The following is a 16,421-nucleotide window of genomic DNA, read 5'->3' as shown; positions in this document are numbered from 1 at the left end:
CTGCGTCCGGCTTCGGAAGACCGGAGGAATGGCCGCAGCCTGACGGTTTGGTCAGGTAAGATGGGCGATTACCTCCGGCAGCAGGGCCGGATTGCCGAGGGCGATGACGCGGCCAGAGGTTCCGAGCCGCAGCGGCTGACCCGCCCAGTCCGTGATGCTGCCACCGGCGCCGATGATGATCGGCGCCAGAGCTGCCCAGTCCCACGGCTTCAGATCCTCCTCGACGATGAGATCGATCTGACCGAGAGCCAGCAGCCCATAAGCGTAACAGTCGCCACCCCAGCTGGTCCGCAGCACGGCGCGCCGCAGCGCGTCGAAGCGGGGAAGGTTGGCGGGCGCGAACATGTCGGGGCTCGTGCAGGAAAGCTCGGCCGCGCCGAGGTTCGGGCAGGGCCGGCAGCCTGCCCGCCCGCCGAAGGGGCCCGTGAACTGGGTCGCCTCGCCCTCCATGCCGATCCAGCGCTCTCCCGTAATCGGCTGGTCGATGATGCCAAGCACCGGCCGGTCACCGTCGAGCAGGGCGATGAGCGTGCCGAAGGTGGTGCGGCCGGTGATGAAGGCGCGCGTCCCGTCGATCGGGTCCAGCACCCAGGACAGCCCGTCCTGACCTGGCGCGCTCTCGCCGAATTCCTCGCCGATGATCCCATGACCCGGATGGGCTTTGGCGAGCACCGCCCGCATCGCCTGTTCGGCCGCACGGTCAGCCAGTGTCACCGGGCTGTCGTCGGCCTTGGCATCCGCTTCCAGACCCATGCGGAAATAAGGCCGCACCGCTTCGGCCGCGGCATCGGCGGCGGCCAGGGCAACCGCGAGGTAGTCCTTCGGAGCAGGCATCAGGAAGTCCGCTTCACTCTGGTCTCGGAAAAGCCGGGATGGTGTCGCCAGAGACCACGACCACGGCGGATCGGCAAGCGCCGCAGGGGAATTATCCGCGGCCATGCGGTCACCCGATGGTTGGTCCTATGCCGGATACCGGCTTGCCCCTGTCCTTTGGAATGATTACCAGCGGAGCGACCCGCATCGGCCATGATCCGGTCGGAGACTGTGCAGGATTTGCCGTGACGCCGATCATCCTCATTCCCGCCCGCATGGGCTCCACCCGCCTGCCGGGGAAGCCGCTCGCCATGATCGGCGACGCCCCGATGATCGTGCAGGTGATGCGGGTCGCCCGCCGCGCCGGCATCGGGCCGGTCGCTGTGGCCTGCGCCGAGGAGGCCATTGCCGAAGCCGTGCGCGCCGATGGCGGCACCGCAGTGCTCACGCCCGCCGATCTGCCAAGCGGTTCGGACCGCGTCCATGCCGCCCTGCAGGCGCTGGATCCCGAGGCACGGCACGACGTGATCATCAATCTGCAGGGTGATTTCCCGACCCTCGATCCGATCCTGCTCGAGCGTGTACTGGCGCCGCTCGAAGATCCTGCCTTCGATGTCGGCAGCCTGGTCGTCCCCGTCGAAAGCCCGGAAGAAGGGGCCAAGAGCAGCGTGGTAAAGGCCGTTTGCGCCTTCCGTGAAGGTCAGCACGTCGCGCCTGCGCTCTATTTCTCGCGCCAGCCGGTGCCTTGGGGGGCCGGGCCGCTATGGCACCATATCGGTGTCTATGCCTATCGCCGCGCGGCGCTGGACCACTTCGTCCGTCTCCCCGAATCACCGCTCGAACAGCGGGAGAGCCTGGAGCAGCTGCGGCTGCTCGAGGCTGGGCTCCGCATCGGTGTGGCCCGGGCGCCGGCTGCGCCCTTTGGGGTGGACACGCCCGAAGATCTGGAGCGGGCACGGAGGATTCTTGCATGAGCGAACGCGCGATCGCCTTCCAGGGCGTGCCCGGCGCCTATTCCGACCTGGCCTGCCGCAAGGCCCATCCCGAACTGACCCCGCTGCCCTGCGAGACCTTCGAGGCGACGATCGACGCCGTGCGCGAAGGCCGCGCCGAACTCGCCATGCTGCCCTGCGAGAACACGCTGGCCGGCCGCGTGCCCGACATTCATTCTCTGCTCCCCGATAGTGGGCTCGCCATCATCGGCGAGCATTTCGAGCGGGTCGAGCACTGCCTGCTCGGCGTGAAGGGTTCCAGCCTCGGCTCTATCCGGCGCGTGCACAGCCATGCCGTGGCCCTCGGCCAGGTGCGGCGCCTGCTGCGTGAGCACGGCATGCAGCCCGTGGTCGAAGCGGATACAGCGGGCTCCGCGGCGCTCATTGCGCGCTGGGGCAAGGTGGAGGACGGCGCCATCGCCTCCGCCCTCGCCGCCGAGCTCTACGGGCTCGACATCCTTCTGCGCAACGTGGAGGACGCCGCGCACAACACCACGCGCTTCTACGTCGCCGCGCGCGAGCCGCGCCTGCCACCGCCGGACGCGCCGGGCCTGATGACCAGCTTCATCTTCCGCGTGCGCAACGTGCCGGCAGCGCTCTACAAGGCCCTGGGTGGCTTCGCGACCAACGGCATCAACATGACCAAGCTTGAAAGCTACATGGTGGGCGGCCAGTTCACCGCAACGCAGTTCCTCTGCGACGTCGAAGGCCATCCGGAACAGCCGGCCTTGCGCCTCGCGCTCGAGGAACTCGCTTTCTTCTCGCGTGAAATTCGCGTCCTTGGCGTCTATCCCCGCGCCGCCTTCCGCATGACCCAGAAAGCCGCGTCGGACTAATCCGCGGCTGCGGCCACGGGCCGCAGAGCGGCGGGCCGGGGCGCGCGCTCGGCCCGTTCGGGGTGGTTGCGTTCCATCCAGCGCGCGAGCCTGCCGCCCAAGCGGCGGAACGGCTCCTCGATCAGCTGCCATGTCACCGTGGACAGAGCGAGGCACAGGGCTAGCACACCGAGCGTCCAGATCACCCCGTTCCAGTAGTGATCGAAGGGCAGCCGGGAGGCGGGGAAGCGCGTCCAGGCGACGCCGATGACGTTCTCATGCATGAGGTAGAGCGAGAAGGAAATCTTGCCGAGCCACAGGCACCCGCGCGCGTGCAAAGCGCGCGCGACGATCCCCCGATCGTAGGACAGGCAGAGGATGAGCAGGGCCGCGCAATGCGGGATGTAGTGCCCGAAATCGCTTTGCAGACTTTGCGTGGCACAGAGGACGAGGCCGCCGAGGCCGACAAGTTCTCCGGCCGAGGTTAGGAGCAGACCCGGCACCGGCAGCCGCTCGCTGGCCAGCCGCAGGGCCATGCCGAGACCGAAGCCCACGAGGCCGCGGGCCACCGCGCCATCGCCCCAGACATAGAGATCATAGATCTGCAGATGATGCTCGATCATCCCGAGCAGCACGATGATGGGCACGAGCACCACAAGCCGCGCGTGCCGCAAGGCCATGATGGCGATCGGAAACAGCAGGTAGCAGACCAGTTCGACCGAAATCGACCAGGCAACGGCATTCCACATCAGCCGGTGATAGACGAAGGGCTGCAGCAGGAGCGCGAAGATGGGCAGCCAACGAAGCTGCTGCGCCTCGTTATGGACGCCGAACCTGAGATAGGCGTCGAACCACAGTAGGACCATGCCGGCCAGCACGGCGAGATGCATGGGATAGACGCGGAAGGCCCGGCGGGTCAGGAAGGCGCCGACATTGCGCCATTCGATGCCCCGGTAAACCGCGCCGAGGATGAAGCCGCTGAGGATGAAAAAGATGTCAACGCCGGTATAGCCATAGCGGGCCAGGCCCGGCCACAGACTATAGCCAACGTCCGCCATACCGAGCTGAAAATGCAGCGCTGCGACCCACAGCGCGGCAAACCCCCGGATGGAGGTGAGGGGAACGCTTTCCTGCCGCATCGGCCCATCTGGGCCACGCCCCCCATCACGGTCAATGAAAGAGTCTTGCTGCCGTATGAGGAAACGATTGGCGGCCCAGATAAAATCGCCGTGATCGCAATCTCAGGGCTGCAGCAGCGCCTCGACGGCGAGGCCAAGCGAAAGCAGCGCAGCGTCGCTGCCATGGGCACCGAGCAGCATGAGCCCAGCCGGCATCCCATCCTTGGCCATGGGCAGGGACAAGCCGCAGAGGTCGAAGAAATTGCCAAACGCGGTGTTGCGGAGCATCAGCGCGTTGACGCGGTGGAAGACGGCCGGCTCCGACACTTCGGCGATGGTCGGCGCCGTGATCGCGGTGGTGGGCATCACAAGGATGGTGCCGTCTGCCAGGCGGTGGTCCAGCGCGGAGACCAAGCCCAGACGGCGGCGGAGGGTCGCAACATAGCGCGGCGCGGGCACGTCCACCCCTTGGAGGATGCGCTCCAGCACCCGAGGATCGAATTCGGTGCGGTGGTGCGCCAGATGCTCCGCATGGATGGCGGCCGCTTCCACGGGAACGATCGGAGCCTCCGCCAGGGCTGCACGCATCCCCTCAATCAGGTCCCCGAGCCGCGCCTGGGCGACGGTGGCGCCCGCTGCTGCGAGACGCTGAAGACCATCCTCGAAGGCCATCATCACGTCGGCCGCCGTGTCGGTCAGGAACTCCTCGACAATCGCGAAGCGGCGCCCGGCCAGGGGCGCCGGCTTGAGCCCATGCCAAGAGTCTCCAGCCATCACGGCATCGGCCATGGCGCAGAGCGTGACGGATGGCGCCAGGGGCCCGATCGAATCGAGCGTATAGGACAAGGGGAACGCCCCTTCACGCGGCACGCGCGGCGTGCTCGGCTTGAAGCCGACGACGCCGTTGAGCGACGCCGGTATCCGCACCGAACCGCCGGTATCCGTGCCGATCGCGATCTCACCAATACCGAGGGCTGCCGCGACCCCAGCGCCCGAGGAAGACCCACCCGGCACACACTCCGCGTTGCGGGCATTGCCCGGCGTTCCCCAATGGGGATTCAGGCCGAGGCCGGAGTAAGCGAATTCGCTCATATTGGTCTTGCCGATGATCACGGCGCCCGCGGCTTCCAGGCGGGTAACGATCGGTGCGTCGGCCTCCGCAGGCGTTGCGCCCCGGCGGATGGACGATCCCGCAGTGGTCGGCTCACCTGCGACGTCGAAAAGGTCTTTGATCGAGACGACCAGACCGTCGAGAGGGCCGAGGCTGGCGCCCGCGGAGGCACGTGCGTCTGCCGCTTCCGCTGCGGCCTCCGCGCTCTCGCCATAGAGGCGGGTGAAGATCGCTCCGTCTCCCCGCGCTTCCAGGCGGCTCAGCGCTGCCTCCAGCCGCGCCCGGCTCTGCCCCGCCTCTACCGCCATCACTCTCTCCTCTCGCGCCCGCTCGGTCGGGCGTGAGCCTGCCTGCTCAGTGCGTCTCTGGCAACGCGCCGACCGGCTGCCGCACCGGCGCGGGCGCCCAATCGATGCGGCGCCCCTCGCGGAAGAAGGCGAGATGAGCGACGGGACAACGAATGCCTGCCGCCTCGCCCAGCGTCTGCCCGAGCGCCGCGTCGCAGCGCGCCCGGATCACCGTCTCGCCCACCCTCAGGGTCAGCAGATACTGGCCGCCGATCGTGATGAAGCGCCGCTCGATCCGCGCCGGAAGGCTACCCGGCGCACCCGGCGGCAATACCTCCACGCGTTCGGGGCGAATCCCCAGGCGCAAGCCCTCGGCGCCGCCTGGTACGGGCAGAGCCTCCGCCAGAACATCGAAGCGCACGCCCTCCGGACTCTCCGTGCCGGAGAGGAAGTTCATGCCCGGATTGCCGAGGAACCAGCCGCCGAATTCGCTTTCCGGCCGCTCGTAGAGCGCGCGCGGCGGTGCGCATTGCGAGATCACGCCGGCCTGCATCAGCGCGATCTGATCGGCGAGCGTCATCGCCTCCGTCTGGTCATGCGTGACGTAGATGATGGTCTGGCGCAGCTGGCGACGGAATTCCTTGAAGGCCCGGATCAGCTGCAGCTTGGCATGCACCTCGACATTGGTCGTCGGCTCGTCGAAGAGAATGACGTCGCAGCGCCGCGCGATGGAACGGCCGACCGCAACGCGCTGGCGCGTGCCGACGTCCAGCTCATCCATCCGGCCGCGCCGCAAGGCGCGCAGCTGCAGCACGTCCAGCACCTCTTCCACGCGGCGGCTGCGTTCGGCGGCGGTGAGCCCACGATCCCGGCCCAAGGGAAGCGCGATGTTCTCCTCGACCGTGAGCGTGCGGTACATCACCGGATACTGGAAGACCATCGCGACGTTGCGCCGGCGCGGGCTGAGCGCCGTCACGTCCCGGCCGCCGAAGAGGATCTGCCCCGCGCTCGGCGTCTCGAGCCCCGCGATCATCCGCATCAGCGTCGTCTTGCCGCAGCCCGACGGCCCGAGAAGGCAGGTGACGCTGCCTTCCGGAAAGGTTTCGTTGATGTCCTTGACGGCAGCGACACCACCGAACAAGCGCGAGAGGCCCCGCAGCGTGATGTCAGCCATGGTTCGCCGCCTCCAGCCGCGTGCCTGTCGCGCCGTCGAAGGCGGCGACATGCCGGGCCTCGATGACGAAGGGATAGGGGCTGCCGACGTCGAGCCCGGCGACCGCGTCGGAGGCCGGGATGCTGACGAGGGACAGACCCTGACAGGTCAGATAGACGACGCATTCCGCGCCGAGATTTTCCATGAGCGTGATTTCACCACGGAAGGCGCCGGGATGATCGGGGGCGTGCACCACGTGCTCGGGTCGCACCGCGAAGGTCGCCTCGCTACCCACGCCCGACAGAGGAAGGGAGAGAAGCGCGTTCCGGTATCCGCCAGTCTCACGGGCTGCAGGCAGCAGGTTGCAGCGTGGGAAGCCGATCAGTTCCGCCGAACGCACCCGCGCGGGCCGATGATAGAGGTCGGCGACCGGCCCGGCCTCCACCACCCGCCCACCGTCCATGACGACGAGATCCTCCGCCATGGTCAGCGCCTCCAGCGAATCCGAGGTGGCGTAGAGGAAGGTCGCGCGGAGCGTGGCCCGCATGTCCTTCAGATCCTCCATCAGGCTCTCGCGCAGCTTGAAGTCGAGCCCGACGAGCGGATCGTCGAGAATGAAGATGCGGGCGTCCTTCAACATGCCACGGGCAATGGCCGCGCGCTGCTTCTCGCCACCGGAAAGCTGGCTCGGCTTCTTCTGCAGCAGGCGGGTGATGCGCAGGATCTCGGCCGCCTCCCCCACACGCCGCTCGATATCGGCGGGCTTGGCCCCCTGCTGCCGCAGCGGATAGGCGATGTTGGCGTAGACGCTCATGTGGGGGAACAGCGCGAAGGACTGCGGCACGTAGCCAATGAGCCGGTCCGCCGCCGCCAGACGCGTGACGTCCGTGCCGTCGATCAGGATCCGGCCGCGGTCAGGCTGCTCTAGCCCCACGAGAAGACGGAAGAGGACAGATTTGCCGGCAGCTGGCGGACCGCAGAACACAGTGAGCGTCTGATCGGCGATGGCCAGGTCGAGATCCGCAAGGGCGGGCCGGCCGCGATAGGATTTCGAGATCCCTTCGAAGACGATGGCGCTCATTCGCCCTGCCCCATCTGCGCGAGGGTCGGCACCAGCAGGATGCCGATGGCGAAGACCGCCGCGACCACTGCGAGCAGCACCAGAGTGAGCACGAGTGCCCGCGCCGGGCTCGCGTTGCGCGGCAAGTTGCCCACCGCGATGTTGAGCAGGGTAGCGGCAATCACCAAAAGCAGCCCGTAGTGATAGAGGGGAAAGAACCAGGTCTGCAGGACCATCAGAAAGCCGAGTCCGAGGAGGCAGAGCAGGCCTACTTCCAGCTTCGGCACGATCGGGCGGCGCGCCATCACACTTCTCCCCGAACGGTGCCGAAGGTCATGCCCACCAGCAGATACCGCTGGAAGATGTAGACGATGAATATGGGCGGCAGGATGTAGAGCGTCGTTACGCAGGAGACGAAGGTCCAATCCACGCCGCCGCCGGAATAGAGGCCGGTCGAAAGGGTCGTCGGCACGTTCGTCGTGTGCGGGCCGCCGATGATGTAGTCGAACAGGAATTCGTTCCAGACGAAGATGAAATTGAAGATGAGGGCGGCGATGACGCCCGGCAGTACCTGCGGAAAGATGAGCTTGGTGATGATGCTGAGCCAGCTCGCACCATTCACGCGGCCAGTCTCATCGAAGCGAGGCGATACGCCGTCGATGAAGCCTTTCAGGATCCAGACTGAGAAGGGGATGGAGAACATGGCGTAGAACAGGATCATGCCCCAGTAGCTGTCCTTCCAGCCGAAGCCCACGTACATGAGGTAGACCGGCAGGATGGCGGCCGAGCCCGGCAGCATGCGGATCGACAGCAGCAGGAACATCAGAAAGTTCGTGCCCGGCGGCTTGAAGCGGGAGAAGGAGAAGGCGGCGAGGAAGGCGACGGCGACCGCGATGAGCACGGAACAGACGGACAGCAGGATGCTGTTGAAGAAGCTGTGCAACATGCCGGGATCGGACAGTACGCGGGTATAGTTGGCGAGCGTCGGGCGGAACACCCAGACCGGCGGGACCGCGAGGATCTGATCCGAGGTCTTGAAGCTCGACAGGATGATCCAGGCCACGGGTGCGAAAAAGGCCAGCGCGATCAGCCAGAGCAGCGCGTGATAGAGGTGCGTGCGCCAGGGCGTTTTCATGCGCCTTCCTCCGCGAGCTGCGCCTGTTTCCGATCCCGCGAATGCAGGACGAAGATGAAGGTGGCAGTGAAGGCGATGGAAATCAGCAATAGGACCACCGCGAGCGCGGACGACCAGCCCATGTTGAAATCCTCGAAGGCGCGGCGATAGAGCGTGATTGCGATCAGTTCCGTCGTCGAACCAGGCCCGCCGAAGGTCATGTCGTAGATCAGGTCCATGGTCTTGAAGGCATCGATGGTGCGCAGCAGGATGCCGAGCATCAGGATGAACTTACCGTGGTAGAGGATAACGAGACGCAGCCGCTGCCACCACGAAAGCTGGTCGATCTCGGCGGCTTCCAGCTCCGCCTTGGGCACGCTGGCCAGCGCCGCCAGCGTCATCAGCACCATGAAGGGCGTCCACATCCAGACATCGACGAGCAGGACGGCGCCGTAGGCAAGGTTCGCATCGCCGAGGAAGTTCGGTGCAGGCAGGCCGAGGCCGCGGAAGATACTGGCGAGGATGCCAAAAGTGGGATTGTAGATCAGCCGCCAGAAGGTGCCGGAGGCGACCGGCGTCAGCACCATGGGGGTGAACAGCATGGTGAGCGCGATTCGACGCCCCGGCAGCTTTTGGCTACCCCAGAAGAGCATGCCGAGCAGAAGCCCGAGCACCGTCTCGATGCCGACGGCCAGAATGACGAAGAGGAAGGTGCGGCTGAGCCCGAGCCACACCGCCGAATCGTTGAGGATCGAGCCGAAGTTGTAGAGGCCGGCGAAGATGGGCGGCCGGCCGCTCGTCAGCGAGAAGCGATAGAAGCTGAGGCCGAGCAGCCACAGCGTCGGAATCGTGTTCCAGATGATGAAGAAGACGAGGACCGGCACGAGCAGGAGGAAGGGCATCACCTCCTTCCTGCCGAGGAACTCCGCAAGGCTCTGCCGCTTGCGGGCAGAGGCGGCGGTCGACGACAGGCTCATGCCGGCCCCCGCACTCAGAGCCGCATGCCGGCGCAGGCGCCGCCAGGCTGCTTTTCCGCCACGCCCTCGTCGAAGAGAATCTTCTGCTGGCGGCAGGCCGCATAATCCAGTGCGTGCTGGGCGCTCTTCACCTGGCCGGTGGCATAGGCCGTCATCGCCTCCTGCTGGACGGAGAGCATCGCCGCATAGGCCGGGTCGTGCCAGAAATCACTGCTGTAGTTCAGCATGTATTTGTAGGTGCGATACCACGGATGCATGGCGTCGAAGTCCGCGCGCGACAGCGTGGCCTTGTCGCAGGGATTGCCGCCATGCTGGGCGTAGCTGAGCGCCGTCTCCGGCGTATACCACCACTTCATGAAGTCGATCGCGACCTGCATGTGCTCGGGATCGTTGAAGGCGTTGATCACCCAGGGCTGGCCGCCGATGATGTAGTTCCGCACCAGCTTCCCGCTCTTGTCCGGGAAGGCCGGCGGCGGCACCACGAGGACCTTGTCCTTCATGCTGTCCGGGATCATCGCCGGGCCCACGGCGCACCATTGCTGCGCAGCGAAGACCTTGCCTTGGGCGAAAGCATCGATCAGCTCGGCGATGCCGTAGTTGATCGCGCTCGGCGGCTGGTATTTGAGAAGGTCGACGTAGGTCGCGAGCGCCTTGGCATTGCCCGGGCTATTGAGGATGCCCTCGACTTGTCCGGTCTTCGGGTTCCACACGTCGCCGCCGGTGCTGCGCATCACGGACAAGGCCGGGCAGCTGATGAAATCGTATTCGCGTGAATACTGGGCGCCGAAGCCGTTGTATCCCTTCTCCGGCCGATTGAAGAAGGCGATCAGCTTGACGAAATCGTCGAAGGACAGCTGCTCGAAATCTTCCCACGTCATCGGCAGTTTGCGGCCGTATTTCGCCTGGAAAGCCTCCGCTTCTCCTGGCGCCTCGAGCAGATCCTTCCGCACGAAGAGGCCCATGGTGTCGCCTTCCTGAGGAAAGCCCCAGCGCTTCTTGGTGCCGTCGGGGTAGATCTGATAGGCGGCCTCGACGACCGGCGCATACCACTCGATATTGAGTTCGGGATTCTGCTTGATCACCGGGTCGAGCGGCAGGATCCATTTCGGCTGGGCCAAGGCACCGAGCCACTGGCTGTCGGAAATGATGATGTTGTATTCCTGGCTGCGCGTGGCCAGCGAGGTGGCTGCCTTCTGGAACAGCTGGCTGAACGGCGCCTCAGCGTAGGAAAAGCTGACGTCGTAGCCGTACCGGTCCTTCGCCATCTTGACGAAATCGCTCGCCAAGTCGACGCCGAGGCGGCTTGGCAGCCAACCGGCGATGCCGAGGATGGACATGTGGATCGACTTGCCGCGCAGCGGGCTGTCCTCAGCGCGGGCGATATAGGGGGTGGACAAGGCCGTCGCCGTGCCGAGGGCACCGACGCCCTTCAGCACGCCACGGCGGCCGATGACACTCAACCTCTGGTCCATTTTCGCTTCCTCTTTCTTGTTCGTTGTAGCGAAGCTTCAGGTCGTAGCGGCGTATCGTTTCAGGCGGTAGCGAGCCTCAGAACGAAGCTCGAAACGCACGGCCATCGTCGGATGGGTAAGCTCGTCCTCCCGAAGCCGTTCTCCGGCTCTTGTTCACGAATAGGATACTAAGCGGCCCGGAAAACAGATGTCAAAGGGTTGTGTCAAACGTTCACGAGGCCGCGTATGCCGCGCTCTGCTCTCGCCGCCGGAACGACGGTAGCGGCCGTCTCCAAAAGCTGGGGCTTCAGGCGGCCCCCGCCCTAACCGGCCGAAAGGGCTGCTTTCCCGGCGTCCAGGTCGAGAGTCTGGCGCGGCATGCAACCGGCCGATGCGTTGCGCGCTATGGTTGCATTGACAATGCCCCGCCCTGAGGCTCGCAGATTTGTCAAGACCAAGAGTCCAGCAAAAAAGCAGCGGAAATTGGCCAATTCCGAAAAATCGAGACCAAACCTATCCGGAACGTGAACGATGAGCCCGTTGCCAAACCGGCTCTCGATAGGCGAGAGGACAATTGTAACTAGCAACCGACGGATACGCGGCATCTTCACTCGATGTTGACCGTCTGCCGTGCTGCTCCCCCTAGTCGCGCTTGAGGACCCCACCATCACCACCCCTATGCTGATATCGCAGAAGGTGCCTTCGGATTCGCGAATCAAGCGCGCAGGACCAATCGATTCCCTTCTCTCCGCGGCTGCGGAACGTGCAGAGCTGCGAGAGATCGTGCAGCGGCTCGCCCGTGACCTTGCCGAAACGGAGGCGGACCGCTCCGCGATCGCCGCGGAGCGCGACGCACTCCTCGGCTCCTCGTCCTGGCGACTAACGCGGCCGCTGCGCGCGCTCAGGGATCGCCTCATGGGAATCCGCCGTCGTCTCGGGACATTTCAAACACGCGCGCTACCAGAGGACCTATCCGCAACGCCGATGCCGTTGGCGAGCACCAGCCTGCGCCGGTTCGATGATGGGATTCCAGAGACCGATTACGACCGCTGGGTCGCGGCTTATGACACGTTGCGCGAGACGGAGCTCGAGACGATAAAAGCCGCGGCGGCCGCACTTCCCACTCGGCCTCTGTTCTCTGTGATCGTCGTGACGGAGGGTGGAGACCGCGCACAGCCCCTCCTGCGCTCGCTCGAAGCCCAATGCTACGGTGAATGGGAGGTTCTGGTGCTCGGCGATGAAGAGCCGGAGACACCACTTCTGGACAGCGAGCTTTCAGAGCGGTTGCGCTGGATCAACCTCCGTCATGTCCGGCCGGCAGATCCTCTTGCTTGGGCTTTGACGATGGCGCGCGGTGATTTCGCCATCCTCGCCGAACCGTCGGGCGCTCTCGCACCAGACGCCCTCTACGAGATGGCGGTCGCGATCGGGGCTCGACCGCACACCGATCTCATTTATACAGACGAGGATTGCGTCGACGGCAAGGGCCGTCGCCAATGGCCGTTTTTCAAGCCGGACTGGAACGTCGAGCTCGCGCTCACCCACCATCTGGTCGGGCCCTCAGCAGCCTATCGGCGCAGCGTCGCGCTCGATCTCTGCGATCCGGAGGCACCGATTGCCGATGGGCATGATCTCGCCCTCCGCTTCGCGGCGCGCCATGGTGCGGCCGCCATTCGGCATATCCCCGCCGTCCTCTATCACCATCTCCTGGATGGCAACAGCGACGGCGAGTCATCAAATCAGCGCTGGCGCGGGCAGGCACCGAGCCCCGCTGCCGTTCGGCGCTATCTCGATCACACCGGCCAGACAGAGGTGCAACTGACAGGTCCCGAGCACGAGAGTGGATTCTCCAGGCTGAGCTGGCCCGTGCCTGTGCCGGCGCCGCGTGTGTCCGTCGTGCTGCCGACGCGCGATCACGCGGATCTCGTCAGCCGCTGCATCGCCGGCCTGCTCTACCGCACCGGCTACGCAAACTTCGAAGTCCTCATCGTCGACAATGACAGCCGCGAGGGAGAGACCTTCGGCTTGTTCGAGCGGCTGACGGGCAGTGACCCGCGGGTGCGCATCCTCCACTATCCTGGTCCCTTCAACTACGCGGCCATGAACAATCGGGCGGTGGCGGCGGCAACGGGCGAAATCGTCCTGCTGCTCAACAACGATGTCGAGGTCATCGAGAGCGGCTGGCTTCGGGAACTCGTCTCCCACGCCCTCCGGCCGGACGTCGGCGCAGTAGGTGCGCGCCTTCTCTACGGCGACGGCCGCGTTCAGCATGCAGGCGTCGTCCTTGGCGTCGGCACGCATGCAGGCGGCCCCGGCGTGGCTGGACATTTCGGCCATGGCGCAGAACGAGACGACACGGGCTACTTCGGCCAGCTGATGCTGACGCGGGAGGTGTCGGCGGTGACCGGGGCTTGCCTCGCGCTCCGGCGCGACGTCTATCTCCAGGCTGGCGGACTCGACGAGATCAACCTGCCGATCTCCTTCAATGACGTTGACCTCTGCCTGCGCATTCGGACGCTCGGCTTACGCATCATCTGGACGCCCTTTGCTGAACTCTACCATCTGGAATCCGTCTCCCGCGGACCGGATGCCTCACCCGAACAGATCGACCGCGCTGCGCGCGAAGCCGATTACATGCGCGAACGCTGGAGCGACGTGTTGGACCACGACCCTTTCTACAATCCGAACTTCGACCGGCAGGACCATCGGTTTCGTCTGCGACAGGGCACCGCTGCGCCGCGATCCTGGGCTCAGGCGAGGGCAGCACGATGAGCGACCAGGTAATCGACGTGCGACCCGTGCCGCCCTCGCCGCTTCCGTCGCCGCTTCTGATCCATGGGCTGGACGAAGCACTTCCGCAGGATCTCTATGTCGGCAAGGGATTGGTGTTGCGCCTGCAGGGGTGGTGCTACGCGCCATCCTCGATCGTGCGCGACCTCGCCGTACTGGTGGACGACACCGCCCAGCCGATCGCCCAACACTCCTGGGCGAGACCCGATATCTTCGCCGTCGAATGCCCTACCTCCGACGAAAGCGGCGCAAGCCTGATGAGCGGTTTCGACGGCTTCGTGTCCTTCTCGCCGGTCGTCACTGAACGCGATGTGACGCTGACTCTGCGCGTCACTTTGGAGAGCGGCCAGACGATCGACAAGCAGCTCGGTCAACTGCGTCTCCGCCCGGGCTATGGGGCATCCCCCCTTTCTGTCACCTGGCCCGAGTCCGGTCCGCGTGTCGCCATTTGCATGGCGACCTACAATCCGCCCCCCAAGCTGTTTACCGCCCAGATCGAGTCACTGTTGGCCCAGACGCATGGGAACTGGATTTGCATCATCAGTGACGACGGAACGCCGAACGAGGAATATGACCGGATTCGCTATCGCCTGAGCAGCGATCCGCGCTTCCACGTCTTTCAGAACCCGCGCCGTCTGTAGCGGCGCACTTGATTTGCGAAATTTCTCACTTGAAATGCGAACCAAAAAGGGGAGCTTCGGCTCCCCTTAAGCGTCTCTGATATGCCTCTTAGAGGCTTCTAGGGCGGGTCTCGGGAGTGGGTCTCGGATGGTTTTGAGGTGGCGCTCCAACCCGGCTGAGGCAGCGCCGGGAAGTCGGTTAGAGTTATGCCGGCAGAGCGCTGAAGATCATGGACCATAGCGCGTGCGGCGATCGCGGCGCTGTGCAATTCGAGCAGGACGTCTTCGACTGACCAGCGAGCAGATCTCAGCAGCTCGATCTCTCGTATGTAGCGGTCGAGCTCGGCACGCAAGGCGGCGTTTAGCTGGACAAGGCCGCCCACAGCTTCCGCCGAGGCCGCCGCTTTTTGCTGGTCGCGCTGCAGGTTCTGACTTCGGCGCGTGAGATAGAGAGTCACGACCAGGGGCAAACTGATGCCCGATCCGCCGAAAAGCCATTTCAGAAAGACGTCCCAGGGGAGAGCGGCAATCTCGGGCATCACTGAGCTCAAACCGCTATCGCCACTTCCGAAAAGGCGAGCAGCCAGTTGGCCATGGGATAAGGCTTGCCGACCATCGCGGGGTCATTCTCCGAAGGGTCCATGCCGGCGGCATAGGTCCAGCTCAACGGAGCAACCCAGGGATCGGAGTCAGTGATGAAGGTGTTGCCGCCGGCAGCTGCACGGCCGCCGCAGTTGACGGTCGGAGGGCCTGACGGAGTCGAGGCCAACCTGATGACGATCGTCCCTGAGCCAAAGAGGCTCACGGAGGAAATCTCGATCGCCTGACCGCTGGGATCGACGGCTTCGAAGCCTTGGTTTGGAAAGGCACCGGCGGCGACCCTCGTGTAGCCGGCATATGGCAGCGTGAACCGAAGGGGGCCGACCTTCGGATTGACCCCGATCATGATCGTCTGCCCGCGCCACCAGATGAACAGGGGGCGCATATAGTCCCAGTTCCTGCCGAGGATCAGGACCTCATAGAGGACCTGCGCCAGTTTGCACCCCATCCAGCGGTAGGCGTTCGTCGTGGGGTGGCCATTCAGCGTGCCGCCCGCGCCGTCCTGGTGGCTCGGATAGTTGAAGTCAGGTTGAGCGAGGACGACATCCGGCCGCCCCTGCGCCAGCATGATCGCGCCGTTCGCGATGCCGAGCTTCTGGTAGATGTCCACCGCCCAAGCGCCGCCTGGCTGCTGCACCACCCACAGGGGCGGCAGTGCTTGGCTGAAGATGGCCTGGGTCGCATAGGTGTTGGTATCATCGATGTATTGACCGACGAGGGCAGCCCAGGTCGCTGCGTCATGCGTCCCGCTCGCCTGGTTGTAGTTATATTGCCCCTGATCGAAGAGAATGGCGGTCAGATTGGGCGTCTTGCCCGCCGCCACCGCCAGATCGTGCTGAGACTGAAGCACATCGAGCTTGCCGCCAAACAGGTTCTTGGTTGCCGGCGCGACCGGTGCCGCCGAATACGACAACTGCTCGATGGTCTTGCCCCCAGTCCCGAGATAGTTCGAGACGATCGCTCGATCACCGTTCGACGGCGGCTGACCTTGAGCACCGAAGTCCAGCATCTTGAAAGCGTAGGTGGCCGCGACCGAGAACCCCTCGTCACTACCAGTCGCAATCAAGGGGTTAAGCGCTGCCGACCCAGCCGGGACCCGGCTACCATTGCCGAGCACCGTGAACTGTTGGTTCGTGCCGACCATGAGCACGCCGGCGGTCAGTGCCGTAGTGGTCAGAAGCGGGTCGCCGCCCACGCCCACCGTAAAGCTCTGACCATCCGGGTCGAAGATATTGTAGCTCGTGTCGATGATCGGCTGCGTCTGCATCTTCCGGGATACACAAAGAGCGCGGCCGGTCGAGAGGGTCATGGCATCGAAGGCGGTCATCTCGGCGAGCGAGAAGCCACTGGTGGACGTGCCGAGGAGCTGAGCGAGGATGGCCGGGGTGATAAGGCCGACATACGGATAAGGCGTCCCAAGACGGCCTACCCCAAAAATGCCAAGCCCAGTTTCCGCGTCGGCTTGCGAGATCCTCGGCAACTGTGAGGCTGGCGGCCCAAATATGGGCATGTTTACCATG

Annotated in this window: 15 protein-coding genes; 4 read left to right on the top strand and 11 right to left on the bottom strand. The window is 65.0% G+C overall.

Annotated features, from left to right (window positions below):
• Positions 1 to 51: 51 nt before the first annotated feature.
• Positions 52 to 834: an inositol monophosphatase family protein gene (locus tag ACYQ6W_RS18070; RefSeq protein ID WP_459677248.1), complete on the bottom strand. Its 783-nt coding sequence runs from the start codon at positions 832 to 834 to the stop codon at positions 52 to 54.
• Positions 835 to 1,058: 224 nt separating this feature from the next.
• Here ACYQ6W_RS18070 and ACYQ6W_RS18065 point away from each other — a divergent pair, with 224 nt between their 5' ends.
• Both ACYQ6W_RS18065 and ACYQ6W_RS18060 read left to right on the top strand, forming a co-directional pair.
• Positions 1,059 to 1,787 (top strand): 3-deoxy-manno-octulosonate cytidylyltransferase, encoded by a 729-nt coding sequence (locus tag ACYQ6W_RS18065; RefSeq protein ID WP_459677247.1) that lies wholly within the window; start codon positions 1,059 to 1,061, stop codon positions 1,785 to 1,787.
• Positions 1,784 to 2,641 carry a prephenate dehydratase gene (locus tag ACYQ6W_RS18060; protein WP_459677245.1) on the top strand — a complete coding sequence of 286 codons (858 nt, stop codon included), beginning with the start codon at positions 1,784 to 1,786 and terminating at the stop codon, positions 2,639 to 2,641. The genes ACYQ6W_RS18065 and ACYQ6W_RS18060 overlap by 4 nt, the downstream gene beginning before the upstream one ends.
• Here ACYQ6W_RS18060 and ACYQ6W_RS18055 read toward each other — a convergent pair.
• From ACYQ6W_RS18055 to ACYQ6W_RS18020, 8 genes are all read right to left on the bottom strand, one after another.
• The gene (locus ACYQ6W_RS18055) at positions 2,638 to 3,759 is read right to left on the bottom strand and encodes an acyltransferase family protein (protein WP_459677243.1); all 1,122 of its coding nucleotides are present in this window, start codon (positions 3,757 to 3,759) and stop codon (positions 2,638 to 2,640) included. The genes ACYQ6W_RS18060 and ACYQ6W_RS18055 overlap by 4 nt on opposite strands.
• Positions 3,760 to 3,861: 102 nt before the next feature.
• On the bottom strand, positions 3,862 to 5,157 hold the full coding sequence (locus ACYQ6W_RS18050; protein ID WP_459677242.1) for an amidase: 1,296 nt from the start codon (positions 5,155 to 5,157) through the stop codon (positions 3,862 to 3,864).
• A 46-nt stretch (positions 5,158 to 5,203) separates the two neighbouring features.
• Positions 5,204 to 6,310, bottom strand: a complete 1,107-nt coding sequence (locus tag ACYQ6W_RS18045) for an ABC transporter ATP-binding protein (protein WP_459677240.1) — start codon at positions 6,308 to 6,310, stop codon at positions 5,204 to 5,206.
• A complete protein-coding gene (locus ACYQ6W_RS18040) occupies positions 6,303 to 7,370 on the bottom strand; it encodes an ABC transporter ATP-binding protein (RefSeq protein WP_459677238.1) in 1,068 nt (355 codons plus the stop codon). Before ACYQ6W_RS18040 ends, ACYQ6W_RS18045 begins: the two co-directional genes overlap by 8 nt.
• Positions 7,367 to 7,654 carry a hypothetical protein gene (locus tag ACYQ6W_RS18035; RefSeq protein ID WP_459677237.1) on the bottom strand — a complete coding sequence of 96 codons (288 nt, stop codon included), beginning with the start codon at positions 7,652 to 7,654 and terminating at the stop codon, positions 7,367 to 7,369. The genes ACYQ6W_RS18040 and ACYQ6W_RS18035 overlap by 4 nt, the downstream gene beginning before the upstream one ends.
• Positions 7,654 to 8,484, bottom strand: coding sequence for a carbohydrate ABC transporter permease (locus tag ACYQ6W_RS18030; protein WP_459677235.1), 831 nt, complete (start codon positions 8,482 to 8,484; stop codon positions 7,654 to 7,656). The genes ACYQ6W_RS18035 and ACYQ6W_RS18030 overlap by 1 nt, the downstream gene beginning before the upstream one ends.
• Complete coding sequence (locus tag ACYQ6W_RS18025; RefSeq protein ID WP_459677233.1) at positions 8,481 to 9,440, bottom strand: carbohydrate ABC transporter permease; 960 nt, start codon at positions 9,438 to 9,440, stop codon at positions 8,481 to 8,483. The genes ACYQ6W_RS18030 and ACYQ6W_RS18025 overlap by 4 nt, the downstream gene beginning before the upstream one ends.
• 14 nt (positions 9,441 to 9,454) lie before the next feature.
• The gene (locus tag ACYQ6W_RS18020) at positions 9,455 to 10,912 is read right to left on the bottom strand and encodes an extracellular solute-binding protein (RefSeq protein WP_459677231.1); all 1,458 of its coding nucleotides are present in this window, start codon (positions 10,910 to 10,912) and stop codon (positions 9,455 to 9,457) included.
• 963 nt (positions 10,913 to 11,875) lie between these two features.
• Between ACYQ6W_RS18020 and ACYQ6W_RS18015 the strand changes: the two genes are divergently transcribed.
• Both ACYQ6W_RS18015 and ACYQ6W_RS18010 read left to right on the top strand, forming a co-directional pair.
• Entirely contained in the window at positions 11,876 to 13,663 is a 1,788-nt protein-coding gene (locus ACYQ6W_RS18015; RefSeq protein WP_459677229.1) for a glycosyltransferase family 2 protein, read from the top strand.
• Positions 13,660 to 14,322, top strand: a complete 663-nt coding sequence (locus ACYQ6W_RS18010; protein WP_459677228.1) for a glycosyltransferase — start codon at positions 13,660 to 13,662, stop codon at positions 14,320 to 14,322. Before ACYQ6W_RS18015 ends, ACYQ6W_RS18010 begins: the two co-directional genes overlap by 4 nt.
• A gap of 98 nt (positions 14,323 to 14,420) precedes the next feature.
• On the opposite strand, the gene ACYQ6W_RS18005 is transcribed toward ACYQ6W_RS18010, so the two are convergent.
• Together ACYQ6W_RS18005 and ACYQ6W_RS18000 are read right to left on the bottom strand one after the other, a co-directional pair.
• Positions 14,421 to 14,840 carry a hypothetical protein gene (locus ACYQ6W_RS18005; protein WP_459677226.1) on the bottom strand — a complete coding sequence of 140 codons (420 nt, stop codon included), beginning with the start codon at positions 14,838 to 14,840 and terminating at the stop codon, positions 14,421 to 14,423.
• Between the two features lie 8 nt (positions 14,841 to 14,848).
• The gene (locus tag ACYQ6W_RS18000) at positions 14,849 to 16,420 is read right to left on the bottom strand and encodes a hypothetical protein (RefSeq protein WP_459677225.1); all 1,572 of its coding nucleotides are present in this window, start codon (positions 16,418 to 16,420) and stop codon (positions 14,849 to 14,851) included.
• Position 16,421 lies beyond the last annotated feature (1 nt).

It is taken from the genome of Acidisoma sp. 7E03, from assembly GCF_054665075.1.
The sequence above is the reverse complement of the archived record's forward strand: the minus strand, read 5'-3'. Positions and strand labels throughout refer to the sequence as shown.

Excerpts from the sequence above, each read along its gene's own strand:
- ACYQ6W_RS18070 (WP_459677248.1), bottom strand. The coding sequence starts at position 834 with ATGCCTGCTCCGAAGGACTACCTCGCGGTTGCCCTGGCCGCCGCCGAT.
- ACYQ6W_RS18060 (WP_459677245.1), top strand. The coding sequence starts at position 1,784 with ATGAGCGAACGCGCGATCGCCTTCCAGGGCGTGCCCGGCGCCTATTCC.
- ACYQ6W_RS18055 (WP_459677243.1), bottom strand. The coding sequence starts at position 3,759 with ATGCGGCAGGAAAGCGTTCCCCTCACCTCCATCCGGGGGTTTGCCGCG.
- ACYQ6W_RS18050 (WP_459677242.1), bottom strand. The coding sequence starts at position 5,157 with ATGGCGGTAGAGGCGGGGCAGAGCCGGGCGCGGCTGGAGGCAGCGCTG.
- ACYQ6W_RS18045 (WP_459677240.1), bottom strand. The coding sequence starts at position 6,310 with ATGGCTGACATCACGCTGCGGGGCCTCTCGCGCTTGTTCGGTGGTGTC.
- ACYQ6W_RS18040 (WP_459677238.1), bottom strand. The coding sequence starts at position 7,370 with ATGAGCGCCATCGTCTTCGAAGGGATCTCGAAATCCTATCGCGGCCGG.
- ACYQ6W_RS18035 (WP_459677237.1), bottom strand. The coding sequence starts at position 7,654 with ATGGCGCGCCGCCCGATCGTGCCGAAGCTGGAAGTAGGCCTGCTCTGC.
- ACYQ6W_RS18030 (WP_459677235.1), bottom strand. The coding sequence starts at position 8,484 with ATGAAAACGCCCTGGCGCACGCACCTCTATCACGCGCTGCTCTGGCTG.
- ACYQ6W_RS18025 (WP_459677233.1), bottom strand. The coding sequence starts at position 9,440 with ATGAGCCTGTCGTCGACCGCCGCCTCTGCCCGCAAGCGGCAGAGCCTT.
- ACYQ6W_RS18020 (WP_459677231.1), bottom strand. The coding sequence starts at position 10,912 with ATGGACCAGAGGTTGAGTGTCATCGGCCGCCGTGGCGTGCTGAAGGGC.
- ACYQ6W_RS18015 (WP_459677229.1), top strand. The coding sequence starts at position 11,876 with ATGCCGTTGGCGAGCACCAGCCTGCGCCGGTTCGATGATGGGATTCCA.
- ACYQ6W_RS18010 (WP_459677228.1), top strand. The coding sequence starts at position 13,660 with ATGAGCGACCAGGTAATCGACGTGCGACCCGTGCCGCCCTCGCCGCTT.
- ACYQ6W_RS18005 (WP_459677226.1), bottom strand. The coding sequence starts at position 14,840 with ATGCCCGAGATTGCCGCTCTCCCCTGGGACGTCTTTCTGAAATGGCTT.
- ACYQ6W_RS18000 (WP_459677225.1), bottom strand. The coding sequence starts at position 16,420 with ATGGTAAACATGCCCATATTTGGGCCGCCAGCCTCACAGTTGCCGAGG.